The organism is Psychrobacter sp. AntiMn-1 (assembly GCF_001854065.1).
Taxonomy (GTDB): domain Bacteria; phylum Pseudomonadota; class Gammaproteobacteria; order Pseudomonadales; family Moraxellaceae; genus Psychrobacter; species Psychrobacter pacificensis.
The window spans coordinates 2462040-2486396 of sequence record NZ_CP012969.1; the positions used below are offsets into that span (position 1 = coordinate 2462040).

The window sequence follows — 24357 nt, forward strand, 5'->3', positions numbered from 1 at the left end:
AATAGTAATAACGGGTAAAAACCTACTAAAAAATACAAAATGTTGTTGATTGTACTTTAGAGTAAAGGATATCTTAATTTAAAGTGGCTTTTGATCATTGGAATCTTTTATGCATAAAGTTATTGATTACATCTCAGAATCTGGTACTGAAGTTTTGGAGGAGGGAGATAAAGACGGGGCAGATATTCTGGTTAGCCTCACATATATCGGTAAAAATCGTGAGAAAGATAATGGCATAAAGCTGACTCGTACCTTTGAGACGGCACGAAAAAATAACGAAAAAAGCAATATCACTTCAGCGCTTGTCATTAAGGATCATTATTTTATTCAAAACATTGAAAACTCGAGATTTTCGATTAAGGAAAGCTTAGTTATTGCTATTTTGGGATTAAAAAATAGTAATTATAGTCAAATATAGATTAGGCTTTTGAGCTATTAGAATAATACAATCACACAGTTTTCACCAACATTTGTAGTAAAATTCGCGGCAGTAAATACTGGTGTCCTATCTCATCAAAAAGGTCATGTCACAATTTAAAAAATAATAATAGATGGTAAAAATTCGGTCAAAACGTAACAATTTCATTGATTATATTTTATAATAAAGTGTATCTTAATTTAGATAAGTATTTTGCAAATAGGGTTTCTTATGCATACAACGACAAGCCATGCTTCAGAGAACAGAAAAAGAAATGGCGAGCACATTCTTATCAACATGACATATATCGCCAGAAATGTCGATCTAGACTCAGGCATCGAGTTGACTCGTGCACTTGAGTATTGGAGAAGGTATTTCGAAGAAAACGGCATCGTTTCAGCTTTAGTTATCAGTGAAGGCTATTTTGTCCAAAGCTTTCAGGGAACAAGACCTGCTATCAGTACTGCCTTGCACAAGATATTCGACGAGCATTCAACTATTTTTCCTAACATTATCAACATAGAAGAAATAGAATCACGCCAATGGGATGGTTTTTTAATCAAACATTTAACGTCAAGTAATGAAGATGAGTTGTATGCTTTGAAAAACTTCTCGACAGGTGCTGACTATAACCCTTACCTTATGAGAAGTAGTCAGATTGAGAACTTTTTACATGAGATTTTTGCAGATCAAAAAAAATTATAACGACATAATGACTGAAAAGGTTTGTGAAGAAAGAGTTGATGAGTTGTTCTCGCTACAGAACTCTCAGAGAAAGATATTATAGATGCTGTTTTTAGATTTTTTTTGAGTGGAATTGGAATAAAAATACAAGATGGGTTTTCGAGAATTAATAACTTAAGGTTATTAATTAGTAACTATATAACAAAAAAATAAGGGGCTATTGATTAGGGTAATTCTTAAATAGTATCTTAAGTTAAATGGATTTTTAATTAGATACCTTATGCGTAGATTTATTGAATTCTAGTTTAGAAGAGAGAAGAGAATGATTTCAGACGAGAGAAATAAAAACGGTGCTCACATTCTCACCAGTCTAACGTATATTGGCAAAAACCGTGAAAAAGATGATGGCGTGAAAATGGCTCGTACTTTTGAGATAGCAAGACGAAACAACGAGAAAAGCGGTATAACCTCAGCACTGGCCATCAACGACAACTATATTATTCAAAATATTGAAGGTTCAAGACTTGATGTCAACGAGCTGATAACGAGGATTATCACGGAACGTCCACATCTTTTTATCCATGTTGTAGATATTAAAGAGGTAGAGACACGTAAATGGGATGGATTTTTGATCAGATACTTAACACCAACTCCTGAATATGAAGTACATACCCTCAGACATTTTTCGGCAGGTACTGACTTTAATCCCTACCTAATGCCGAAAGATCGAATCACAAGTTTTATGGATGCGCTGTTCACAGATGAACTGCTTAACGATATGTAAATGGAGCGTATCTGTTCGCTACAACTTTGTTTTTTCACTCTACTTTTAATCGTTTCTAGTTTCGGTGGCTCTTAGTTTTAATATTCAAATATGGTCAGACATTTTTCTGCTGTAGTACAAATTTTTGTTCTTGGTAATACAAACCTTTATTAGTACAAAAAAGCCGCCCATACATTGTGTATGGGCGGCTTTTTGATGCGTGATAGCTGGGTTTTAATCTAGCTTGATCAAACTTGAGAGACCAAAACTACCCAACCTCAACACTCGTTACATTCTGAAAGCCTCGTGGTAACCGTCCGCCGCGATTACCGCGAGTGCCCGTATAGTTAGACAAGTCATTTGGCTTTAGCGTCACGTGGCGTTTGCCAGCAGTAATGACGAGGCTGTTTTGTAAACTGAGTGGCGTAATAGCCAGCACTTCTTCATCATCTTTCAGCTTAATCAGTTTATTACCTTTACCGCGAGCCTGTTCGGGCAAATCATCGAGGGCAAATATTAGTAGATATCCGGCATTGGTTACCACTGCGACATGGTCAGGCGTTATCTCTAACTTGGTGGTCTCGTCGTCAGTGTTATCCGCCGTTTTTACTGGCGCGTCGATACGAGCGACAGACAGCAGGCGACTATCGGCAGCGAGGTTAATGACATTCTTGCCTGCCTTTTGATTGCTGTCTAAATTAACAAGGGTGTTGATAAAGCCATAACCTTGCGAGCTGGCAAGAATGATGCGTTGATCGTCAGCACCAGTCAATAGCTGCTCAAAGCTTGCACCTGCTGGTGGTTTTAACACACTGGTCAGGGGATCGCCTTGACCACGCGCAGAGGCAAGGTTGTGCGTATCAATACTATAGCTACGTCCTGTACTATCGAGGACGTAAATTTTCTCATTGGACTTGCCGCGCACGTGCGCTTGATAACTGTCCCCTGAGCGATAACTCATACCAGCGGCATCAACATCATGGCCTTTGGCCGCGCGAATCCAGCCCGCTTTCGATAGGATAGCGGTGACCGGCTCGCTCGGTACGAGTTCTGACTCTTTTAATGCTTGTGCTTCTTCGCGTTCTGCTAATGGCGACACACGCTCATTGCCGTGTTCTTTCATATCGGCGGTGAGCTCTTCAATCATCAGATTGGTGAGACTGTCTGGATTGTCCAAGTACTCTTGGATGGTGGCGCGTTCGGCAGCGAGTTCATCTTGCTCGCGGCGTAGCTCAATTTCCTCTAACTTTGCCAACTGACGCAAACGAATATCCAAGATAGCATTGGCCTGAATATCAGTCAGGTTATAGTCCTGCATCAATGTTGCTTTTGGATCGTCTTCTTCACGAATGATACGTATGACTTCATCGATATTGAGATACGCAATTAGCAAACCTGCAAGGACGTGCAAGCGCTTATCGATTTTATCAAGACGATATTGCAGACGGCGTGTGACGACTGAGCGGCGACAAATGAGCCATTCTTCTAAGATTTCTTTTAGATTTTTGACCTGTGGCTTACCATTGAGGCCAATCATGTTCATATTGACGCGGTAGTTGCTCTCAAGATCGGTGCTAGCAAACAGATGGCTCATAACGCGATCGACATCGACGCGCGTTGAGCGCAATTCTAATACGATACGACAAGCGTTCTCATGATCTGATTCATCATGAATATCGGTAATCCAAGGCAGTTTTTTATCCGTCATGAGCTTGGCGATTTGCTCTTGGATTTTGTTGCCTGAGACTTGGTAGGGCAGCGCGTCAATAATGACTAAATTCTTCTCTTTGGGGTCGATATGAAAAGTCGCGCGCATTTTGTAACTTCCACGCCCTGTTTCATACATCGCCTGCAAGTCTTTTTTGCTAGTGATGATTTCAGCTGGCGTTGGCAAATCTGGTGCTGGTATTGACTGGGTAAGCTGCTTAACAGACAGCTCAGGATTTTTTAATAAACGAATAGCAGCACGTACCACTTCGTTAAGGTTATGCGGCGGAATGTCAGTTGCCATGCCAACCGCGATTCCTGTAGTGCCGTTTAATAAAATATTGGGCAGGCGAGCGGGTAGAGTGGTTGGCTCTTGTATCGTGCCGTCAAAGTTATCTTGCCAATCGACCGTGCCTTGTCCCAACTCTGCAAGTAGGGTGTTGGCATAAGCAGACATTTTGGCTTCGGTATAACGCATGGCCGCAAAGGACTTAGGATCATCAGGGCTACCCCAGTTACCTTGACCCGTGATAAGCGGATAGCGATAGCTGAACGGCTGTGCCATTAATACCATGGCTTCATAACACGCGCTGTCACCATGTGGATGGTATTTACCGAGCACATCACCGACCGTACGTGCAGATTTTTTTGCCTTGGCAGAGGATTTTAGCCCAAGCTCGCTCATGGCGTAGACAATACGGCGCTGAACAGGTTTTAGGCCGTCAGCGATATTTGGTAGCGCCCGATCCATGATGACGTACATGGCATAATTGAGGTAGGCCTGCTCAGTGAACTCTGCCACTGAGCGAGTATCCATCGGCTCATTAGGAATGATTGGGGCAACAGTAGGATCAATAACATCAGACATAAAATAGACTTCGCTTATGAGTTTTTAATTAGTATGGTTTATATAGTTAGGCATAGTATAGGTGTGAACTGCACCGTATGCTCATTTAGGTTGGGCGCGATATTCACGTAAAAATAAGATAGTGCTATCGTAAAGGATATTGATCCAATTAAAAAGACATGTATCAGAATATACGACAGCTCATGACGTGCTTATACTGGCTTTTATAGACTTTACTTGCCATGTCCCCTTACGTGGCTTTTATAGATAAAGTTAAGTATAGTAAACCTAACATTTATTTTTAATAAATATCTTAGAGTGACAGTGCCGAATTAGTGACAGAACCGGCGCAGCTAAACCGAGCAGCGACAAAGAGAAGAGGGAGCTTACTGTAACTTTACGCCGCTCACTGGGCCAGCTGATGCCCTCGAGAGCACAGGCGAAGGCAGTTTTATTATGTAAATATTGTGTCTAAAATAAAAGAGATACTGTGGGTAAAATTCAGTGACATGACCAGTTTTTGTTGGTATAAATAATTGATATTAATGAAAATATCAGCCGTCAAGCCAGTTTGAGAACTCGTATAACAATCTTTTGTATTGAGTAGTCTATATAAAGTGTGTATGTTAATGAACAAAGGGCTATTTACCACTACATTGTTTGCTCATCACCTTACGACTATATCGCAGCCTCGCTTGTCATCATGATGGTGAGACTGCGCTCTGGTTTTTCGTCTGTTTATCACACTGTGATTTGCATGAGCTGACGGTAATGTATTATTACTAGGAGAGAAAAGATTATGGAAGATCAAGGTAACCTGATTCGTCGCAACGACAAAGTATGGCTCAAAACATACGAAAAACTTGGCATTCAGTATGATATTGATATGCCGCCAGCCAACACCTCATTGATTGATATCATTGAGCAAAACTTTATCAATCATGCAGGCAAAACGGCGTTTGTCTGTATGGATGTTAAGCTGTCTTACGAAGAGTTGGATCTCTATAGTAAACAAGTTGCCGCTTACCTTCAGTCATTAGGACTACAAAAAGGCGATAAAGTGGCAGTAATGATGCCTAATATTTTGCAGCTACCAGTTGCGGTGCTAGGGGTGCTACGTGCTGGTATGACATTGGTCAACGTCAACCCACTTTATACCAGCAAAGAGCTGTCACATCAGTTAACAGATTCAGATACCAAAGTTTTGATTTTGCTTGAGAACTTTGCCAAAACTTATGAAGATATCGGCCAAGACCTCGTCGATCATGTCGTAGTTGCCTCAATGGGTGATATGATGAGTCCGCTCAAGGGCTTTATTGTCAATGCCGTGGTACGTCACGTCAAAAAAATGGTGCCTGCTTATCATATCAAAGGCAGCGTCAAGTTCAAAAAAGCAATGAACCTTTTTTCTGCTAAAAGCTATAAACGTCCTAACAATATCAGCCTCGATGATGTCGCTGTACTTCAATATACGGGCGGTACGACGGGGGTGGCGAAAGGTGCCATGCTGACGCACGGTAACCTGATAGCGAACCTGATCCAGTGCAACATGCTATTGGGCGATGAGTTCGATGAGTTTGAAAGAAAAAATGAGCAACCCGTTATCATGACGGCACTGCCGCTATATCATATTTTCTCATTTACTGTTTGTGGTATGTTTGGCCTATACCGTGGTTGCATCGGGCTGCTAGTACCAAACCCACGTGATCTACCAAGTTTGATCAAAGCATATAAAGACTATCCACCCGCATTTTTCCCAGCAGTGAATACGTTGTTCACCGCCTTAGCCAATAACGCAGAGTTTAAGTCTTTGGATCATAGTAAGCTGGTCTCTTCAATGGGCGGTGGTATGGCAGTACTTGGCTCAACGGCTGAGCAATGGCAGCAAGTGACGGGCAACGTCATCTCGCAAGGCTACGGCTTATCTGAGACAGCACCTGTGGCCACTGCCACCCCCATGGGTAGCACCGTTTTTGATGGTACGATTGGTCTACCAGTACCTGGCACCGATGTTGCGATCTTGGATGAAGAAGGCAATGAAGTGGCCTTGGGTGAGCGTGGTGAGATTAGTATTCGTGGTCCGCAGGTAATGAAAGGCTACTGGAAGCGTGATGACGCGACTGCTGAGGTTATGACGTCTGACGGTTATTTCCGCACAGGCGATATCGGTATCATGGATGAAAACGGCTACTTTAGAATTGTCGATCGCAAAAAAGACATGATTTTGGTCTCAGGCTTCAACGTGTATCCAAATGAAGTAGAAGACGCCATGTCCACCCATCCAAAAATTTTGGAATGCGGGGTTATTGGCATTGATGATGAGAAGAGTGGTGAAGTGCCCAAAATTTATGTGGTACGTAGTGACGCTAGTCTGACTGCAGAGGAAGTCATTGAGTATGGCAAAGAAAACCTAACTGGCTACAAACGTCCTCGCCATGTTGAGTTTATTGACGAGCTACCAAAATCGAACGTCGGTAAAATCTTACGTAAAGACTTACGAGCACTCGAAGAGAAAAACCACGGTTAATCTACGAAGGCTTATGTTTAGATGGGGTTTTATCACTGGCTATTTATAAGTACCTCTATGATTGATTGGTACTTGTAATATGCTGAGTAACCAGATTTAGTTATTGTTATAACCAAAATGATAAGGTTGTCTCGTGCTGCCTTATCATTTTTTGTCTTTGTGCCTGTTGTGAATAGTGAGGCATAAGGAGTATAGATAGAGAATTTTTAGTAAAAATGCTATAGTGCCAGCCAAGAGGTTTTTGCATTTATTTATAATAGAGTGATGATTTTACTCAATATGACTTGCAAAGCGATTACTATAAAAATGATATAGCTACGCTGACCTGTGAGCTCATTTAATACGATTTCACCATGCTGCATCAAACATTACACCATCAAAAAAACAGAGTTTTTATATAAAGTATTCTATGTTTTTAACAGTAATATTTAAGGAAAATTATGACGGACAATATCAATAAAGAGACAACAGATAATAACGCTGGCACCAGTGATAAAGGCAATGCATCTGAGTATATTTATCAAGACAATGCATTCCCTACTATGCCGACTATCGCCAGTGACAGTCCATGGTTGAGCGCTTATGAGCGTTATAGCATTGATGCTACGATTGAGATGCCAGAGGACAGTACCTCTTTACTTGATGTGTTTGAGCGTAATTTTAACCGTTATGGCCAAAAAACGGCCTATATCTGCATGGGCGCCTCGATTAGTTTTAAGCAATTGGACCTATATAGCCGCCAGATTGCCAGTTATTTGCAATCGCTAGGGTTGGTTAAAGGCGATAAGGTTGGGGTTATGATGCCCAACCTCTTGCAGTATCCGATCATCGCGTTAGGTGTCATTCGCGCCGGTATGATACTCGTCAATGTAAACCCTTTATATACCAGTCGCGAATTGTCCCATCAGCTCCATGACAGTGGTGCCAAAGCCTTATTCATCGTTGAGAATTTTGCGAAAACCTATCAAGATGCCGAAGATAAAGGGCAGATTGAGCATGTTGTCGTCTGTAAGATTGGGGATATGCTGGGTACGGTCAAAGGGGTCGTGGTCAACCTCGTCGCTCGTCATATCAAAAAAATGATTCCTCCTTATCGAATCCCAAATAGCGTGAGCTTTAAGGAGGCATTGGGCGCAGTCTCTGCCAGTCATTATGAGCGTCCTGAGTTGAACTTGAGTGATGTGGCATTACTACAATATACAGGCGGGACGACAGGCGTGGCGAAAGGGGCAATGCTATCTCATGGCAACTTAGTCGCCAATATGCTACAGGTTAATGCACTGATGAATAGTGCATTCGAAGATGATATAGACAGCAGAGATGTCATCTTGACAGCACTGCCGTTGTATCATGTGTTCTCATTTATGGTATGTGGTATATGTAGCATGTACCAGGGTTATACAGGCTTGCTTATTCCTAACCCGCGCGATCTCGATGGGCTTATCAAAGAGATGGGTAAATACAAACCTTCTTTTATCCCAGCTGTGAATACGCTATTTAATGGCTTAGTGCACAAAGACAGCTTTGCAGACCTAGATTTCTCTAATCTAAAAGCCTCTATCGGCGGTGGTATGTCCGTATTGCCGAGCGTTGCCAAAGAGTGGCATAAAATCACAGGTCTACCTATCGTTGAAGGCTATGGACTATCTGAGACGTCACCAATCGTTGCTTTTAACCCAATGACCATCGCAGAGTTTACTGGCAAGATTGGTATTCCTGCACCTAGCACCGATGTCGTGCTCATCGATGAAGAAGAAAACGTCGTCGCGCTGGGTGATCGCGGTGAGATATGCGTCAAAGGTCCACAGGTGATGATTGGTTATCAAAACCGTCCAAAAGAAACAACCGAGTCCTTTACCGCTAGTGGTTACCTAAAAACCGGTGACATTGGCATTATGGACGAAAAAGGCTTTATCAAAATTGTTGATCGCAAAAAAGACATGATCTTGGTATCTGGTTTTAACGTGTATCCAAATGAAATCGAAGAAGCCATGAGTGAGCATCCAGCTGTGGTAGAGTGCGGTGCCATTGGCGTTCCTAATGATGAGCGCGGTGAAGAGCCAAAAGTATTTGTGGTCAAAAAAGGCGATGTTACCGAAAAAGAGCTGCTTGAGTACGGCAAAAAACAACTGACTGGCTACAAGCGTCCGCGTCACATACAGTTCGTTGACGAATTACCAAAGTCGAACGTTGGCAAAATCCTACGTAAAGAATTGCGTAAGATGGAAGGCTTAGAATAGCCTCTATCGTCCATTATTGCCTAACTGACGGCGCAATGGCGGGCGTGAATCTTGTCATTGCGCCGCTGTCACGTTAGGATATCTTAAGATTTTAGTCTACCAGATACCTGTCGGTCTGCTTATTAGCCACTGATAGCGTACTTTTATGACACTGCTTTTATAATATTGTACTAGGAATTTTTATGCGTATTGACAATCGTGAACTTGACCAACTTCGTTCTATCAGCTTTGAGCGCCACTATACTAAGCATGCTGAAGGGTCAGTATTGGTCAGTTTTGGCGATACCAAAGTGCTATGTACGGCCAGTGTCGAATCTGGTGTACCGCGCTGGCTCAAAGGTAAAGGTAAAGGTTGGATAACCGCCGAATACGGTATGCTGCCACGCGCAACCAATACTCGCAATCAACGCGAAGCGGCTCGCGGCAAGCAGTCAGGCCGTACGCAGGAAATCCAGCGTCTGATCGGTCGTAGCTTGCGCGCCATGATTGATTTAAGTAAGCTTGGTGAAAACACCATCTATCTTGATTGTGATGTGTTGCAAGCGGATGGCGGTACTCGTACGGCCAGTATCACTGGTGCGGCAGTTGCACTGATCGATGCGTTAGAAACTATCCAAAAGAGCAAAAAACTCAAAGCTGATCCGCTGATTGGATTGGTTGCTGCGGTTTCTGTTGGTATGAAAGGTGGTGAAGCTTATCTGGATCTGAACTACGAAGAAGACTCTAGCTGTGATACCGACCTGAACGTCGTTATGACTCAAAAAGGTGAGTTTATTGAGCTTCAAGGTACGGCTGAAGAAAAGCCGTTCACTCGCGCTCAAGCAGACGCTATGCTGTCATTGGCTGAAATAGGCATTGCTGAGTTGATTAAAATGCAGCAGACTGCACTTGGTTGGTAGTCTGGTATTTAGATAAAACTTGCTGTCTTTATTTTTAGTTTTGATAACTGCCTGTTGGTTTCTGATAGGCAGTTTTTTCATAAAAAACACTTTTTACATTTCGCAATAGGTAACAATGCATGCTCAAGCTGACTGATGATGGCGCCAAAATCACCTTACAGGGTCAGCCGAATAATGCTGACAACGGTATGTTTTGGTTTGGATCTGCATTACTGATAGGGGCGGTGGCAGTTGCTATGGCAATGAGCTTATTGTCTGAGCGATTGGCTATCGGTGCGCTGGCACTGCTTATCGTCGGTAGTTTTATTTTTAACAAAAAACGTCAGCAGCATAAAAAAGCCATGAGTGGCATGATTAGTAGCGGTATATTATGGGTGCGAGCGGATGAGTTGGTACATGACAATCTAGGCAAACGTGAACACATTCATTTGACTGACGACGATAAAGTTGTGCTTATCGGTGATGGGCTGCAGATTGTCGATAGCAGTGAGGCACGCAAGTATCATATTACTGGTTTTGAGAGTGCCCAAGAGGCGAAAGTGACTAAAGCCATATTAGAAGGGCAAGCACTGACAAAACGCCACGTAAATATTAAAATGAGTAGTGATTAGTATTTTTACGCCTCAGTCGCTTGATTCATTAAAAGTCACTCCAGTCTCTATCCTATCTAACACCACCGCGCTTTGTCTTCTTTGACCCTTCTGAACGCTCTTCTTTATTATGACCATTCGTCATGATTTTTATACCGTCTATCGCCAATCTAAGGTGAATAGTTCTTGCAGATGCCTGTCTAAATGGTTTATAAGTAAGATTACAAAATTCAATCTTCACTATTATCCATACTGTCATTGATACTTTTTTGATCAGGAGTTAGTCATGTCGCGTTTGCCTATGTCGTCAGTCGCAGCATCGTGCAGTTTATTATTATTTACTTGTAGCATACAAGCCCATGCAGATAGTATGAGTGCCCTTATCGCTCAAAAGTCCGTCCAGTCTGACTCTAGTGCGCGCTATATGTCTTCTTATCCAGCAGTTCCCTCCGTCAAAGTCAGTACACAATCTACTATTCAACGCGCGCGCTCACCATCATATAGCAATGATAGCATGAGCAGTTATGGCAATCAGCCAGCGTTAAGTACTACTTACCGTTATCCTGAAATGCAGCGTCAGGCACCTACGGTGTTGCCAGCATTTTTATCAGGGAGTTATGACAATGTCGATAGCGAGTATTTACCGCTATTGAGTAGTGCGGAGACGCAAAGCAGTATGGCTGCCCGCGAAGTGGTCAGCACGGCACGTAAAATGGCACTGAATGAGCGGACGATTATCAAAGGCGGCTGCTGGGATTATTTGAATGCGGTGTTTAATCGAGCGGGAGTTTCGCGTAATACCATTCATAAAGGCACGTATGCGCAAGGCCCTTATGCCAATAGTAGCGACATTGAGACAGGTGACTGGCTTTACTATATCAATCATGGCTACAATGGCATTGAGCACAGTGGACTGTTCGTCGGTTGGGTCGATGAGCGTGCTAAGCAAGCATTGATATTAAGCTATGCTGGTGAAAACCGCCGTGAGCCGGCGCGTTATCGTGTTTATGATTTGAGCAATGTCTATCAAATCATGCGGCCTAGTGTTTGATCTATAATATTTGGTAGACAGTCCAAAAAATGAATAAAAAAGCGTCCGTCACTTATGGAAGTGGCGGACGCTTTTTATTGGTAGGTCATCAGTTATAAGCATTTCGACTGGATTTTAGAATGGTTTAACGACCACTAAAATGACAATAATCACCAAGGCAAAAACAGGTACCTCATTAAACCAGCGCCAAAACTTATGGGATTTATAATGAGGGTTATCAATCAGTTTTTTGCGATAAAAGCCGCAAGCGCCATGATAGCCTGATAGCAACACGACGAGCAGTAGTTTGACGTGTAGCCAGCCTTGGGTTTTATAAACATCCCAGCCCAGTCCTAACATCCATAGACCGAATATCCATGTCGCTATCATCGATGGCGTCATAATACCGCGATACAGCTTGCGCTCCATAATAGTAAAGCGCTCTTGGCTGATGCTATCGTCACTCATCGCATGATAGACAAACAGACGCGGCAAATAAAATATCGCCGCAAACCAGCAGACCACCGAGATGATGTGTGCAGCTTTAATCCAGTTAAAATAATCTGCCATTACTTAATCTCTTATTATCAGCCGTGTAATATCAGGCTTGTTTTCATAAATTGTTGTTAGCAGCAAACAGCCAAACTAATCGGCCAATACCATCTGCGATTGATGACCGCTCATCGCATCCATCACAGGCAACACTTTGGGCGCTCTTGGTGCGGCAAACTGCTTGGTGAGACCAAGCTCACGCATGAGTCTGTCGTCGCCTGATTGACTGGCATTACCCGTCGTCAATAACTTGTCGCCATAAAAGAAGGAGTTAGCACCCGCCATAAATGCCAAGGCTTGCTCTGAATCTGATAAGCTTTCACGGCCAGCAGACAAACGCACATAACTAGTCGGGCAGCAAATACGTGCCACGGCAATGGTACGAATCCACTCTAGCACTGATAACTGGCCTTCTGCCAATACTTTATCGCCAATCGGTGTGCCTTTAATCGGGACTAGCAGGTTAACAGGAATCGACTCAGGGGCTTTCGGCATTTTTAGGAGCTCATGCACCCAATCAATACGGTCATCCCGGCTCTCACCCATACCAACGATGTTACCACTACAAACATTGATACCAGAGTTGCGTACGTTTTCGATGGTATCTAAGCGCTCATCATAGCTACGCGTGCTGACGACTTGCTCGTAATAGCTGCGCGAGGTATCTAGGTTATGATTGTAATAATCCAGTCCTGCATCCGCGAGTTGCGCCGCTTGATTGGTATCGAGCATACCTAACGTCATGCAAGTCTCAAGTCCTAACGCTTTGACTTCTTTGATGAGCTCGACCACATAAGGCATGTCTTTGGCGCTTGGGTGTTTCCATGCAGCACCCATACAGAAGCGAGATGAACCGGTTGCCTTGGCGCGTTTGGCCGCGGCGATGACTTTATCCACTTCTATGCGTTTTTCTGCCTGCAGTTTCGTCGTATCGCGATGATGACCTGATTGTGAGCAATAGCCACAATCCTCAGGACAGTTACCCGTCTTAATAGACAGTAGCGTACTGATTTGTATTTCGTTAGCGACAAAGTGCTCTCTATGAATGGTCTGGGCTTTTAACAACAAGTCCATCAAAGGCAAATCAAACAACTGAGCGATGTCGTCACGACTGTATGTGCGAGCGGCTTTGTGAGTATCAGGTTGGCTGAGTAGGTCAGTTGTGCTATCGGCGTTTGGTTCAGAGATGCTAAGCAGTCCTGCCATAAGGTAAATCCTTTTATAAAATTAAATGGTATCAGGTAATATCAATGTATGTGTCTATTGTCATTTATAAGGTAATAAAAAAAGGTTGCCGTATAGTATACCGCAACCTTTTTAGAAAATCAGAACACTGCTAGAGAGCATGTATAATTGTCACAATAGCGCACATAAATAGCAACTATCTAGTTGATCCTATTTCAGCCATTTTACCAGTGAATATCATGCAATGCATTACTCATTTATAGGAAAGGATCAGCTATTTACTTGCCCAATTTATGCTTAGCAAAACCCACCCAGTGCTCAGCAAACTTCTGTGCTTTATACGCATAAGGCTTGGCTTTTTGGAGGTAGGGTTTACACTCTTCTGGAACAGCTGGCACGATGTGCTTAGCAAGTTTGTTGAACCACATCATTAGGCTATAGTCACCCTCGATGCTTAGATTGCCTTCTTGCACGGCAGTCATAAATGCAGGCAAGCTACCTTTGGTCAATAGCTTGACGCCCGTCATAGAATCTTTGAAAGTAATGGTCAAATCTGCTGCTTTTGCATGACCACTTTGTTGACTAAATTGTCCATTATCAAAGCGAAAAGAACGCGCGATATCAGATTCGGTGCTGGCAAACTCAATCGTGACATTGCGATCGGCAAAGAGTGCTTTGACGTCTTCGTTGTCGCTATCAGCGAGCATGGACAGACGATAGCCAACCACGGCCAATAACGCATCTAATGGGTCAGATTTGATATCTAATACAGGAATAGTAAACATAGTGGAACTCCTAAAGAATGGGGCATAAAAATAAATCGTACTTTATACCAGTTTTTATGATAAACATATAACTAGATTATAACCTACTGAGTGATTTCAACTCTTTAGGAGTTAAGTAGAAAGCGTTAAGTATCTTGTAACATTAAATATCACTGTTATGGGTAGGGTATTCATATCAGTATGGCAGTATCAATGAAAGCGTGGCTTATAATCATCATCGTAAACAGGCGTATGTTCGACATAGCGAGCCGCTTCTAACTTGCGCTGCCGACTGACTGCATGACTCACATCCTCGTAGCGTAGTGCTCGGTATAGTACCCAGCCGGCCAAAGGTAACCAGCTGATTCCCATCGCGATGACGTAACGGTGCCATTCCGAAAGCGCAGATAGCATCGGACGACCTACCAAGATATTCTGTATCATCTCAACAGCCAACCAGTAGACCATACCACCAAATAAATATAGCAACAGCCAACGCTGCGATGATAGAGCGAGCGCCACGATCATACCTGCTAGCAAGCTATAGCCTAGCCATGCTGAGCTGCTCCACATCTCTACGCCAATAAAAGAAAAAATAGTCATTGCCATCATTCATCTCGCTATTCATAAGGTGAACTCCAATGAGACTATTATGGAAGGTTGCTGAGCAAAGCTAAAGAGGCGCTAGGCGACTTTGCGACAACCGTTGACGTTTGATTTTTTAGATTAAGGTTGCTTTTTTTTGGATAGCTTGTACGATTTTTAATCGTTAGCTGGTAGGCTAAGCGCCGCAAAAAAGGGCGCTTATATTGGGGAGGGTAGGAGCCGTTGTAATGGTTCAAACAGAGGCTTTTTAATCAAATATTTACACAGGGAGGATCAACAGTTAAGCCTTATTGGTCCGTCTGCCCCACCAAGATAGTAACGACACCAAAATAGCACCGAGTAGCATAAGACCAACTGTGGTCAGCCAGTGGGGACCAGTAGGATACTGCCATGGCATAACGTTATTGATCGCCTCGCTGTTAAGAGCGCCTAATACATCTACTTTCCACGGCCATACCTTGACCAAAGAGCCGGCAATAAAACCGGTCAGCAATGCCAAGGTGGCTTGATAGTAGCGGGCTAATAACCATTTTAGAGCACGGGTAAATAATAACAATCCAGTTGCCATGCCCGCCATCACAGTTAATAGTACCGTAAAGTTAAGAGTATGCACGGCTTCTAATACGGTATCGTAGGCACCTAGCAACAACAATATAAAAGACCCTGAGACCCCAGGCAATATCATGGCGCAAATCGCAATCGCGCCTGCAAAAAATAAGTACGGTAAGCTAGGTGTCGCCGCGAGTAATGGCAGACTACTAATGACCACAGCAGCAATGATTCCGGCAGCAAACAGCGCCACACGTCCTATATTCCAGCGCTTAATCTCACTTAATAAGATAAATACCGTTGCGATGACCAGTCCAAAAAAGAACGACCAAATAAGCAGTGGTTGATTGTCTAGCAAATATTTGATAATACCAGCCAAGGTAGCAAAACTCGTCGCAATACCAAGTATCAAACACAATAAAAATGTCGCATCAACTTGTCGCCATACCGCAGCGAGTCCTTTGATTCCGCCGTCTTGTCGAAATATCTGCCAAAGGTTGGGGCCGATACTACCGAGTGCATTAATCAGGCGCTCATAAATCCCTGCAATCAATGCAATAGTGCCACCAGAGACACCAGGAACGATATCAGCAGCACCCATCGCCATGCCTTTGATATACACACCAAGCAGCTGCTTTGGACTATCAGTGCGTACGGGAGGAGTGTTTGGGTCTAGTGGCTCTGCTACTGACGGCTGGTTTGGCCGTGGGGATTGTGGTGCCGTCATGAACAGTCCTTTATTATCTGAGAATAAATGTTATCTAAAAATAAATATCTGGCGTTATTACAACGAAACGTACTTAAAAATTAAAGCAACATCATTTTATGAAACATGTGCTAACGCATAAAAGCTGGCTTAATGAGACAGGCATTAACCCAGCTTAACGGATGATATAGAATACTTAGCGATTACTGAGTAGGAGCGAGCGCTGGATAGCCAAGTGCATAAAGCGTCCCTTCAAGTCCTGTCACATTGATCGCGGCATCAGCACGTGCTTGCACGATGGGTTTGGCATGATAAGCCACTCCTAAATCGGCAAGCGCCATCATCGGCAAGTCATTAGCCCCATCACCGACACAGACCACTTGCGACATCTCCATCCCCAAGCGCTCAGCCGTATGCTCGACTATAGCGGCTTTTTTGGCACCATTTATAATGGGCAGCTGTATGTGACCGGTCACTTTTCCTTCTTCGATGTCTAAGGCATTGGCATGGACTTCGTCAATCCCTAACTGCTCAGCGATATAGCGGGCAAAGTAAGTAAAGCCACCAGACACCAGTACCGTATGGTAGCCCAAGGCTTTTAACGCACTAATGGTGGTACGGGCACCGACCGATAACGTCAAGCGGTTGCAAATATCATCAAGCACATCGGTAGAGATACCTTTTAATAAGGCCACGCGCTGAGCAAATGATTCATCAAAGTCAATTTCACCTCGCATCGCCGCCTCAGTAATGGCTTCAACTTGCTCACCAATACCAGCCGTTTTTGCCAGCTCTACAATGACCTCTTGTTCAATCAACGTCGAATCCATGTCAAAACAGGCAAGCTTGTGAGTACGTAGCATATGACCGACCGATAGGATGTGACAATCGACGATGTCTAGATTGCCTGTACTATCCGCACTGCGTGTGCGGTTGTATTCTTCAGACAAGTCATGGCGCAGACGAGTGGTCAGCTGATCGTCAATGATGTGAGCGGCGGCGGTCTTTTTACCAGGGTGCATCAGTGTATCGGTCACAGGTACCAACAAATAGCGGTATACTTGGGCATTGGTAAAGGGTAGACGCTGTGCATCGGCTGCCGTTGGCTCTGTATCAGAGACCGTAATATTAACAAAGCTCGCCTCAGTATCCTCAGCGACCGTCACCAAATGCCAACTTGGCTGTTCATCGACCCAAGACTGAACATATTGATGAATGTCTATCGCTGATACTTGAGTAGGCAGCACGACAATGAGCGCAAAAACAGGCAGCGACTGTAGCGCATCAAAATCTCGCAGATTGGTATCATCAGGTAATAATTCTGCAATAGAGTCGACGGCTTGTTGCCATGCTTTGCTGTCTTTTGGTAACGAATAAGATGTATTTTTTGGCATGGCTCAATTGTCCCTTGTATGCTCATATAAGATTGGGAATAATAACAGTTTTACTGAGCAGCGCCTATAGATGACATGCAAAGTATCATGGGTGTTCAAAAATGCTTATCAGCGCCTAAAATCTGCTGAAATGCAACAAAGTTATTATGATAAATTTATAAATCGACTAACGCTATAAGGCTTATTATGGTGATATAGTAGATGACTTAAACTGACCCCTTGTAACGATGCTGTGGCAAAAATAGCAGCGATAATCATGAGGCAGCGCGCGATAGTATCATCGTTCAAATTTAGCTCAATAAATAAGTGTCATTTTACGTAGTAGCATTTTATATGATGACTGATTCCAATGAAATACTATCGATTTTCCGTGAATATCGATCAATATTCGCGCATTACAATTGTTCAAAAATTAGCCAAAAAATGAGCAATAGACTCGTTTTTTAATTTCTTTTCTCCAAAAAAGTTTAACATATCATGACGTATTTAGCGCCGCGGCAAGGGTTGTTTGCCATTATTCTTCTGGTTAGTTTTTGTTTGCAGACGTTGTTATTGGTCATCAGTACCGATCAACAGCTGAGCAAAAGTCGTGCGTTAAAAGGCGAGCAAATGGTCGCCCAGCTGATTGATGAAGCAAGGTTGTCTTTAGAAAACAAAGACCGTGTCAGTCTCAGTGTGATTGCTAACCGCTATACCAGCGAGCAGGACGTAACAAGAATACTGATTAAAGACAATAAAGACGATATTTTGGTGCCTGTGGGCAACGCGCCGATGCAGCAAGGCGATACGATTCGCCAAATCGCCACCAACGGCGATGCAGTGATTGGTAGCGTTGCACTGACGTTAAAAGACGTTAGTAAAGGTGAAATCATCGCGATGCAGTGGCCGTTTGTGATTGGCACTATGTTGCTGCATTTATTACTGTGGTTAATCTACGGCTATCTTGCTCGTCCGACCAAAGAGCAGATTAGTGCGCTGAGCCGTAATATTCAGGACTTGTATCGCGAGCAGTACAATCAGGGCGATCAGCGCGGCTACAGCCGTGACCTTGAGCGCGGCACGACTGGCAGTCTAGCTGATGGTACTCCAAGCGATAGTCAAATGGCTGGTTTGGCTGCCAAGAGCGAGACAGCTGGCAATGCAGCACAGGCGCGTCCGTTCAATGTACATAACGAAGTCAATGAGTACCTAAGAACACAGCAAAACCAAAGCAGCAGCGACGAAACTGGCAGTCTAACGGCTACGTCTGAAGGCGATATTGAAGACAAGGTTGTCGGCACTGTAAAGCGTCATAGTTCGCAATCTGGTGGTCAGACGTCTAAATTGTCTGCCACACGCGCAGTCGATAGCGTGAGAGTGCAAATCCTCTTTCATGATGAGTTCAATATGCTTGAGCGCCTTGCACCGGCGCAGCGCCTGCCTTATCTAGCGCTATGCACGCAGCTGCTCAATCAAGCCGTGACCGAACTACTCAAACAGCCATTACTACTGGGTGTCAGTGCGACCAATGAGGCACACTTTGAGGACGATGGTGCAAGCGTGGTGCTAAAAGCGGACAACAGCCATGCCAAAGTAGCACTGGCTGGGGTCATGCTTGCCAAGCTGTACTTGATGCTCAACAAAATCATTCATGACAAGCATATCGAGCTGTCGCGCTTTGCACTACCAGCCAAAGCAGGGGTGAGTGATGAGGCGCAATCAGAGCCCATGACCCATCTACTACAGAGCATCGGCAAAAAAGAGCAACTGCTGATATTGCTGCCAGCTGCTGGTCTTAAACAAATCAGTAACCATGTACAAGTACACAGCATCATGCGTCCAACCACTGTCTACGAGCGCGAGTGTGCGATATTCGATGGCGGGAACGACTCGATGATTCAGCGTTTGGCAGATGTTCGTAATGCCGTGCTCATGATTGAAGACGAAGATGAGTCAGCGACATAGCAGTATTAACATGGGTCATTTATACTACAATTGTCCATTATATAACTGGTGTCATAGTCTTGGTACTCAGGCTGAAATGTGACATATTAAGAAAAAGGATTGACAACTTTCAATAGAGACTTTATAAGGCATATATATATTGATGTATATTTAATACCCTTGCCTAAAAATGATAGGAGTTTGTCATGAGTGACGCTGATATTGACGACGATTTTGATGATGATTTTGTCGACGATGACGATGCAAAGATGGTTGAAGAAGCTGAGACAAGTGTACGTACGCGTTTAAGTAGTCTTGAGAAGCGTCGACTGATCGATAATTTGCTAGAAGAAAAGCGTTTGGCTAAAGAATTAAAAGATGATCTAGATGATATAGACAATTTTGATGAAGATGGTGATGATTGGGATGACGACGATTTTTAATTCATTGGCACCATTGTCTAAGCTGACTAAAGTGCTTTAATGAGTGATAATTATCTACTCAGTTATACCGATTGCTCGCTGTTTGTTATTTTTGACAATGGCTCGCCATCTGCTCTATTCAATAATACTTACTTTATAAGGGCTGCTTGGTTACGGTTATTCAAGCAGCCTTTGTTTTAAAACCCTTTTGCCATTAACCAATCAATCACTGCGATTGACGATAGCTATCTCTCAAGGACTGTTAAGCCATGAATAACCAACTAAGTTTTGATGAACTGCTCGATTATTTGGATAACCAAGAGAGCGAGTTTGTGCTCGATAGTGTCGCGGCGCATGGTTTTTTGACAGCGACGGTCATTGGTCGCCCACTCCCTAACTGGATGGATGCACTTTTTGAAGGTCATGTGAGTGAGATTCCAGAAAACGTCATCGATGGTATCAAGCGCTGGCGCGACTCGATCATGGCTGAGCTAAAAAACGAGACTCCGATTGAATTGCCATTTGGCGAAGATGCTGGTGACGAAGAAGTGGCAGTTGATTTTTCAGATGAATCAGATATTGTGGCTTGGTCGATTGGTTTTGTTGATGCCATGTATGGCGATGAAGCAAGTGATTGGTTTGAAGACGAAGAGACAGCAGAAGACGTGGCTGTGTTGACCTTACCAATGATTGTATTAAGCGGCATTGATGATGAAGATCCAGAGCTAGAAGCAATGCGTCGCGATGAAGATAAGATGGTTCAAATGGCCAACAGCATCGAAGGCAATTTGACCGAGCTGTTTTTGTTGTTTCATACCAATGACTAGTCATTCTAAAAGACAGTACGAATAATCGTACTGTCTTTTATTGGTGCTGCGTTAAGTCGCTCTGGTCATTCTTTTAGATACTTTAATAAGTTACCGATAAGGTCTTACTATGGCTGTGCAACTCTCCAATCTTGAACACCTACCTAATTATCAAATTACCGAGCGCTTAGATGTGGTGTATGGCAGTACGGTGCGCTCAAAGCATGTGGGCAAAGACTTGTTTGCTGGGCTAAAAAACATCGTTGGTGGCGAGCTGACCGCTTACACCGAGCTGTTAGAAGAGTCACGCCAAGAAGCGATCGATCGTATGGTGGTGAAAGCCGAGGCGTTGGGCGCTGATGCTATCGTCGGCTTGCGTTTCTCTACCTCTAGTATCGCCCAAGGGGCTTCTGAGCTGTTTGTTTATGGAACAGCGGTCAAAGCGGTACCAGTATCGCAGCAGCTCCAGAACCCACCAAGCGATAATCACTATCCGTCCGGTCAAACACCCAACCCTCAAGTCCAGACTGCGCCAGAGGATTTACCGCGTTTTAATCCTTTTGGTTGATCTTAGCGCTTTAAAAGCTGTAGCACTGAAAACCACAATGCTAAAAACCGTAATGATTTTTATAATGAGAAACGTCCCATGAATGACTCACTCACGCAAGTGCTTATCAATTATGGGCCGTTTATCTTTTTATTCGCCGCTGGTTGGTTTTTTGGGTCGCGTCACGAGCGTCAGCATTTGGCACAGCTAACGGTAGCAGAGCAGGCGCTAGGGGATATTACGGTTTCAAGCGAGCGTTTCTACCGTCCTGAGCTGGCTGTCGGTAGTGAGGGCGCGCTAGTTCTTGGCAGCGTCGTTATTGCTCAAGATTACTTTAAGATGATTATTGCTCGCGTGCTTAGTCTCTTTGGCAAAAACCTAACCACCTATGAGACCCTACTTGATCGCGCGCGCCGTGAGGCAATCGTCCGTATGCGTACACAAGCGAAAGCCAAAGGCTACACTCATATTTATGGTGTACGTCTAGAAGTCACTAACATAAACCAATTGGGCAGTATGGTAGAAGCCATTGCTTATGGCACGGCGGTCATCAGTACTGATCACACACCTATCGTTTCTGCTACACACACATCGCCTGCACGTGTACCTTCTGCACTTCCTAGCATCTCTTAATACCTCGTAGCACTGCTATTTAGATTCTCCTCTGTGGTTGTCGCAGCACAAAACCCAACGCTGACTGACCAGTAGTCAGAAAAATCAAATACATACACTTTTACAACGATATACTGACTTTCAATGTTTCGACATTTTTTGGGTGTATGTCAGTAGTGATGATTCCAAAAAGTGTTGTGTACAAAGTGTCGTATAAAAACGCTGACAATGTCGGTGGCTTTTACCCAAGATATCAGCAGGATTGGCTGATTGAGCATCATAACGTTGTCATAAACCTGCCCGTGTAAGGGTTATATCTACAAGGATGTAGTTATGGAAGGTGTGGAGTTAGTCACGTTTGTCAATTCAAAAGTCATTCCCATTAGTATTTTTTTGATTATGATGGGAATGGGGTTGTCCTTAGTTACCAATGACTTTAAAAGAGTCGTCAAATATCCCAAAGCAGTCGCAATCGGACTGACCAATCAGCTACTATTTTTGCCATTGGTCGGTTTTGCCTTGGCAACTTTCATGTCACTCGAGCCTGAGTATGCCGTTGGCGTTATGCTGCTAGTACTGTGTCCTGGTGGCACGACATCTAACTTATTTACTTATTTGGCAAAAGGGGATGTCGCGCTTTCGGTCACAATGACGGCGATCGCCAGTATTATCACCGTCTTTACCATTCCTATCGTGCTGAGTTTTTCGCTCGTGTACTTCATGGGTGCTGGTAGTGAGTTTCAGTTGCCAGTCGCCAAGACCATGATCAGCTTGATTACTCTGACCATACTGCCAGTTAGTATTGGTATGCTCATCAAACGCTATGCGGCAAGCTTCGCCGATAAGGCACAGGTGATGGTGTCTCGTTTTGGTGTGATATTTTTGAGCTTCTTGGTAATTTTTTTAGGATATGTGCAAAGAGATATTTTGGTCGAGGCCTTAGTTGCCACTGGCCCTGTATCGCTTATATTGAACGTATCGACGATGGCGCTTGGTTATTACACCAGTAAATGGTTCGGTCTAAATCCTGCGCAGAGAAGATCAATCACCATGGAAGTGGGTCTACAAAACAGTACGCTGTCGATGTTTATGGCATTGACGCTGCTCGCTAACTATAAGATGTCGTTGACTCCAGCTATTTATACGCTAATCATGTTCTTAACCGCAGGTATCATGGTCAGAGTATTTACCGCGCAACACAATAAAGCGAATAGAGTAGACAGAGAAAATAGCGTATTGGCTGCAAGAAGAATGTAGTTTAATCAGAATGTAAGCCGCAGTGCATTGCTAAGTACGCAGTGCACGACCCAATAAAATAAGCCCACAATATACTTTTTATGATGAGAGTTATTGTGGGCTGTTATATTTATCATGGTTTCTTAAAGTGTGTGGGTTGATTCAATACGGATAGCATCGCTCAACGCTAAAATCTGCGCCTATCTACTTCTGCTCGTGCCTCAGCGGCCTGCTCTTTGACCCTTTCAATTTCAAACAAGAATGTGCGGTTTTTGAGTACCGCGACAAATACCACGCCGCCGACCGTATTGCCCACCAAGACCACGACTAAAAATATCAAATAGTGCCATAGGCTGACCGTATTGCCATACAGCAATGCTGAAAACACTTCAATATTGCCAACGATACTGTGATGCAGACCCAAAAACCCGATACTACTAGTGATAATGGAAACCAAAACAATACGGCTAAGGGTATCGCGTGCAGATGTGACTAGCCATGCCGCCACGCCCATCATCCAACCTGCCAGTACCGCACTACCAAAGATGACCCACCACTCAAACCCTAAGATATGCTCAGCGTAAGCATCGATAGCATGGTCGGTAAACAGATGCATATGCAGCCCCAAACCAATTATTAAAGCGGCAAACAAACAGCCACCGACGATGTTACCAGCGATAACGATGCCCCATAGACGCAGCAGCTTATGCAGTGGTTCAATCTTGTTTAGCACAGGTAGACTGAGTAGGGAGGTCTGCTCAGTGAATAATAACGACTGACCAATCACCACGATAATAAAGCCGATCGGATAGAGCAGGGAGGACAGTACCATCGCATAGCGACTCGGCAGCACATCATTAAGTAAGGCAAACGCCGATAAAATCACAAAAAAGCTGATACCAATCTCAAGCCCAGCTGTAAAGGCGCTGGTAAACAGCGAGCCAAGCGAGCGCTCAAAGGTTTCTTTGGCATGGATGACTTGCTCCACCAAAATACTGGCATAGCTTTTCGCTTGGCTTAAATTATCGTCACTGGCAACTTTTTAATGGTTTCTTTGTCTTCGTCGCTGATTTCTTCTGGCAGGTCATCATTGTCTAAATCTTCGGTGGCCTTTATATGATCATCTGCGAGGCTATGCGTATGAATATCTATATCGTCGTCTTCTGGAGAGTGGCTGTGCTGTAGCGTGTGACTGTGCGCCATATTGTCTTTTTTATGAGGATCGCTTGCATCGTCATCCTGAGATGAATGACTGGTGGTACTCACGCGCGCGCTATCTGGTAGGATATCCTGAGCATCCTGACGACGGCTTTGGTTAGGTCTGTTATTTTGGGACAAGGGTGACTCACT

The 24357-nt window shown here is 43.8% G+C and carries 23 protein-coding genes; 14 read left to right on the forward strand and 9 right to left on the reverse strand.

The features are described 5' to 3' along the window. Window positions 1–109: 109 nt before the first annotated feature. The 3 genes from AOT82_RS10520 (at window position 110) to AOT82_RS10530 (ending at window position 1886) form a co-directional block, all read left to right on the forward strand. Window positions 110–418: a BLUF domain-containing protein gene (locus tag AOT82_RS10520; protein ID WP_071002939.1), complete on the forward strand. Its 309-nt coding sequence runs from the start codon at window positions 110–112 to the stop codon at window positions 416–418. A gap of 231 nt (window positions 419–649) precedes the next feature. Further along, complete coding sequence (locus tag AOT82_RS10525) at window positions 650–1123, forward strand: BLUF domain-containing protein (protein ID WP_071002940.1); 474 nt, start codon at window positions 650–652, stop codon at window positions 1121–1123. A gap of 301 nt (window positions 1124–1424) precedes the next feature. Beyond that, the gene (locus AOT82_RS10530; protein ID WP_071002941.1) at window positions 1425–1886 is read left to right on the forward strand and encodes a BLUF domain-containing protein; all 462 of its coding nucleotides are present in this window, start codon (window positions 1425–1427) and stop codon (window positions 1884–1886) included. Window positions 1887–2133: 247 nt separating this feature from the next. On the opposite strand, the gene parC is transcribed toward AOT82_RS10530, so the two are convergent. Next, window positions 2134–4440: a DNA topoisomerase IV subunit A gene (parC, locus tag AOT82_RS10535; protein ID WP_071002942.1), complete on the reverse strand. Its 2307-nt coding sequence runs from the start codon at window positions 4438–4440 to the stop codon at window positions 2134–2136. A gap of 778 nt (window positions 4441–5218) precedes the next feature. Between parC and AOT82_RS10540 the strand changes: the two genes are divergently transcribed. The 5 genes from AOT82_RS10540 (at window position 5219) to AOT82_RS10560 (ending at window position 11726) form a co-directional block, all read left to right on the forward strand. Then, the gene (locus AOT82_RS10540) at window positions 5219–6946 is read left to right on the forward strand and encodes an AMP-binding protein (RefSeq protein WP_071002943.1); all 1728 of its coding nucleotides are present in this window, start codon (window positions 5219–5221) and stop codon (window positions 6944–6946) included. Window positions 6947–7386: 440 nt separating this feature from the next. After that, window positions 7387–9186 carry an AMP-binding protein gene (locus AOT82_RS10545; protein WP_083328930.1) on the forward strand — a complete coding sequence of 600 codons (1800 nt, stop codon included), beginning with the start codon at window positions 7387–7389 and terminating at the stop codon, window positions 9184–9186. A 182-nt stretch (window positions 9187–9368) separates the two neighbouring features. Further along, window positions 9369–10085 carry a ribonuclease PH gene (rph, locus tag AOT82_RS10550; RefSeq protein WP_071002944.1) on the forward strand — a complete coding sequence of 239 codons (717 nt, stop codon included), beginning with the start codon at window positions 9369–9371 and terminating at the stop codon, window positions 10083–10085. 119 nt (window positions 10086–10204) lie between these two features. Next, entirely contained in the window at window positions 10205–10696 is a 492-nt protein-coding gene (locus AOT82_RS10555; RefSeq protein ID WP_071002945.1) for a hypothetical protein, read from the forward strand. Window positions 10697–10961: 265 nt separating this feature from the next. Beyond that, on the forward strand, window positions 10962–11726 hold the full coding sequence (locus AOT82_RS10560) for a hypothetical protein (RefSeq protein WP_071002946.1): 765 nt from the start codon (window positions 10962–10964) through the stop codon (window positions 11724–11726). A 114-nt stretch (window positions 11727–11840) separates the two neighbouring features. Here AOT82_RS10560 and hemJ read toward each other — a convergent pair whose 3' ends face one another. The 6 genes from hemJ to serB form a co-directional block, all read right to left on the reverse strand. Further along, a complete protein-coding gene (hemJ, locus tag AOT82_RS10565; RefSeq protein ID WP_071002947.1) occupies window positions 11841–12275 on the reverse strand; it encodes a protoporphyrinogen oxidase HemJ in 435 nt (144 codons plus the stop codon). A 75-nt stretch (window positions 12276–12350) separates the two neighbouring features. Next, on the reverse strand, window positions 12351–13463 hold the full coding sequence (gene bioB, locus AOT82_RS10570) for a biotin synthase BioB (RefSeq protein ID WP_071002948.1): 1113 nt from the start codon (window positions 13461–13463) through the stop codon (window positions 12351–12353). Between the two features lie 257 nt (window positions 13464–13720). After that, a complete protein-coding gene (locus AOT82_RS10575; protein WP_071002949.1) occupies window positions 13721–14227 on the reverse strand; it encodes an SCP2 sterol-binding domain-containing protein in 507 nt (168 codons plus the stop codon). A 189-nt stretch (window positions 14228–14416) separates the two neighbouring features. After that, a complete protein-coding gene (gene aciT / locus AOT82_RS10580; protein ID WP_227517140.1) occupies window positions 14417–14809 on the reverse strand; it encodes an AciT family ciprofloxacin tolerance protein in 393 nt (130 codons plus the stop codon). A gap of 283 nt (window positions 14810–15092) precedes the next feature. After that, window positions 15093–16088 carry a DUF368 domain-containing protein gene (locus AOT82_RS10585; RefSeq protein ID WP_071002950.1) on the reverse strand — a complete coding sequence of 332 codons (996 nt, stop codon included), beginning with the start codon at window positions 16086–16088 and terminating at the stop codon, window positions 15093–15095. A gap of 182 nt (window positions 16089–16270) precedes the next feature. Further along, window positions 16271–17461 carry a phosphoserine phosphatase SerB gene (gene serB, locus AOT82_RS10590; protein WP_071002951.1) on the reverse strand — a complete coding sequence of 397 codons (1191 nt, stop codon included), beginning with the start codon at window positions 17459–17461 and terminating at the stop codon, window positions 16271–16273. Between the two features lie 477 nt (window positions 17462–17938). Here serB and AOT82_RS10595 point away from each other — a divergent pair, with 477 nt between their 5' ends. From AOT82_RS10595 to AOT82_RS10620, 6 genes are all read left to right on the forward strand, one after another. Continuing rightward, window positions 17939–19405, forward strand: a complete 1467-nt coding sequence (locus tag AOT82_RS10595; protein ID WP_071002952.1) for a hypothetical protein — start codon at window positions 17939–17941, stop codon at window positions 19403–19405. Between the two features lie 185 nt (window positions 19406–19590). Next, on the forward strand, window positions 19591–19827 hold the full coding sequence (locus AOT82_RS10600) for a PA3496 family putative envelope integrity protein (protein ID WP_057761656.1): 237 nt from the start codon (window positions 19591–19593) through the stop codon (window positions 19825–19827). Between the two features lie 248 nt (window positions 19828–20075). Beyond that, the gene (locus AOT82_RS10605; RefSeq protein WP_071002953.1) at window positions 20076–20633 is read left to right on the forward strand and encodes a UPF0149 family protein; all 558 of its coding nucleotides are present in this window, start codon (window positions 20076–20078) and stop codon (window positions 20631–20633) included. Between the two features lie 109 nt (window positions 20634–20742). Beyond that, window positions 20743–21180 carry a YbjQ family protein gene (locus AOT82_RS10610; protein WP_071002954.1) on the forward strand — a complete coding sequence of 146 codons (438 nt, stop codon included), beginning with the start codon at window positions 20743–20745 and terminating at the stop codon, window positions 21178–21180. 78 nt (window positions 21181–21258) lie between these two features. Further along, on the forward strand, window positions 21259–21792 hold the full coding sequence (locus AOT82_RS10615) for a YbjQ family protein (protein ID WP_071002955.1): 534 nt from the start codon (window positions 21259–21261) through the stop codon (window positions 21790–21792). Window positions 21793–22104: 312 nt separating this feature from the next. After that, on the forward strand, window positions 22105–23028 hold the full coding sequence (locus tag AOT82_RS10620; protein ID WP_071002956.1) for a bile acid:sodium symporter family protein: 924 nt from the start codon (window positions 22105–22107) through the stop codon (window positions 23026–23028). 166 nt (window positions 23029–23194) lie between these two features. On the opposite strand, the gene AOT82_RS10625 is transcribed toward AOT82_RS10620, so the two are convergent. Together AOT82_RS10625 and AOT82_RS14115 are read right to left on the reverse strand one after the other, a co-directional pair. Beyond that, complete coding sequence (locus tag AOT82_RS10625; protein ID WP_223333556.1) at window positions 23195–23995, reverse strand: formate/nitrite transporter family protein; 801 nt, start codon at window positions 23993–23995, stop codon at window positions 23195–23197. Window positions 23996–24024: 29 nt separating this feature from the next. Next, entirely contained in the window at window positions 24025–24345 is a 321-nt protein-coding gene (locus tag AOT82_RS14115) for a hypothetical protein (RefSeq protein WP_227517141.1), read from the reverse strand. Between the last annotated feature and the right edge of the window lie 12 nt (window positions 24346–24357).

Excerpts from the sequence above, each read along its gene's own strand:
- AOT82_RS10520 (WP_071002939.1), top strand. The coding sequence starts at position 110 with ATGCATAAAGTTATTGATTACATCTCAGAATCTGGTACTGAAGTTTTG.
- AOT82_RS10525 (WP_071002940.1), top strand. The coding sequence starts at position 650 with ATGCATACAACGACAAGCCATGCTTCAGAGAACAGAAAAAGAAATGGC.
- AOT82_RS10530 (WP_071002941.1), top strand. The coding sequence starts at position 1,425 with ATGATTTCAGACGAGAGAAATAAAAACGGTGCTCACATTCTCACCAGT.
- parC (WP_071002942.1), bottom strand. The coding sequence starts at position 4,440 with ATGTCTGATGTTATTGATCCTACTGTTGCCCCAATCATTCCTAATGAG.
- AOT82_RS10540 (WP_071002943.1), top strand. The coding sequence starts at position 5,219 with ATGGAAGATCAAGGTAACCTGATTCGTCGCAACGACAAAGTATGGCTC.
- AOT82_RS10545 (WP_083328930.1), top strand. The coding sequence starts at position 7,387 with ATGACGGACAATATCAATAAAGAGACAACAGATAATAACGCTGGCACC.
- rph (WP_071002944.1), top strand. The coding sequence starts at position 9,369 with ATGCGTATTGACAATCGTGAACTTGACCAACTTCGTTCTATCAGCTTT.
- AOT82_RS10555 (WP_071002945.1), top strand. The coding sequence starts at position 10,205 with ATGCTCAAGCTGACTGATGATGGCGCCAAAATCACCTTACAGGGTCAG.
- AOT82_RS10560 (WP_071002946.1), top strand. The coding sequence starts at position 10,962 with ATGTCGCGTTTGCCTATGTCGTCAGTCGCAGCATCGTGCAGTTTATTA.
- hemJ (WP_071002947.1), bottom strand. The coding sequence starts at position 12,275 with ATGGCAGATTATTTTAACTGGATTAAAGCTGCACACATCATCTCGGTG.
- bioB (WP_071002948.1), bottom strand. The coding sequence starts at position 13,463 with ATGGCAGGACTGCTTAGCATCTCTGAACCAAACGCCGATAGCACAACT.
- AOT82_RS10575 (WP_071002949.1), bottom strand. The coding sequence starts at position 14,227 with ATGTTTACTATTCCTGTATTAGATATCAAATCTGACCCATTAGATGCG.
- aciT (WP_227517140.1), bottom strand. The coding sequence starts at position 14,809 with ATGACTATTTTTTCTTTTATTGGCGTAGAGATGTGGAGCAGCTCAGCA.
- AOT82_RS10585 (WP_071002950.1), bottom strand. The coding sequence starts at position 16,088 with ATGACGGCACCACAATCCCCACGGCCAAACCAGCCGTCAGTAGCAGAG.
- serB (WP_071002951.1), bottom strand. The coding sequence starts at position 17,461 with ATGCCAAAAAATACATCTTATTCGTTACCAAAAGACAGCAAAGCATGG.
- AOT82_RS10595 (WP_071002952.1), top strand. The coding sequence starts at position 17,939 with ATGACGTATTTAGCGCCGCGGCAAGGGTTGTTTGCCATTATTCTTCTG.
- AOT82_RS10600 (WP_057761656.1), top strand. The coding sequence starts at position 19,591 with ATGAGTGACGCTGATATTGACGACGATTTTGATGATGATTTTGTCGAC.
- AOT82_RS10605 (WP_071002953.1), top strand. The coding sequence starts at position 20,076 with ATGAATAACCAACTAAGTTTTGATGAACTGCTCGATTATTTGGATAAC.
- AOT82_RS10610 (WP_071002954.1), top strand. The coding sequence starts at position 20,743 with ATGGCTGTGCAACTCTCCAATCTTGAACACCTACCTAATTATCAAATT.
- AOT82_RS10615 (WP_071002955.1), top strand. The coding sequence starts at position 21,259 with ATGAATGACTCACTCACGCAAGTGCTTATCAATTATGGGCCGTTTATC.
- AOT82_RS10620 (WP_071002956.1), top strand. The coding sequence starts at position 22,105 with ATGGAAGGTGTGGAGTTAGTCACGTTTGTCAATTCAAAAGTCATTCCC.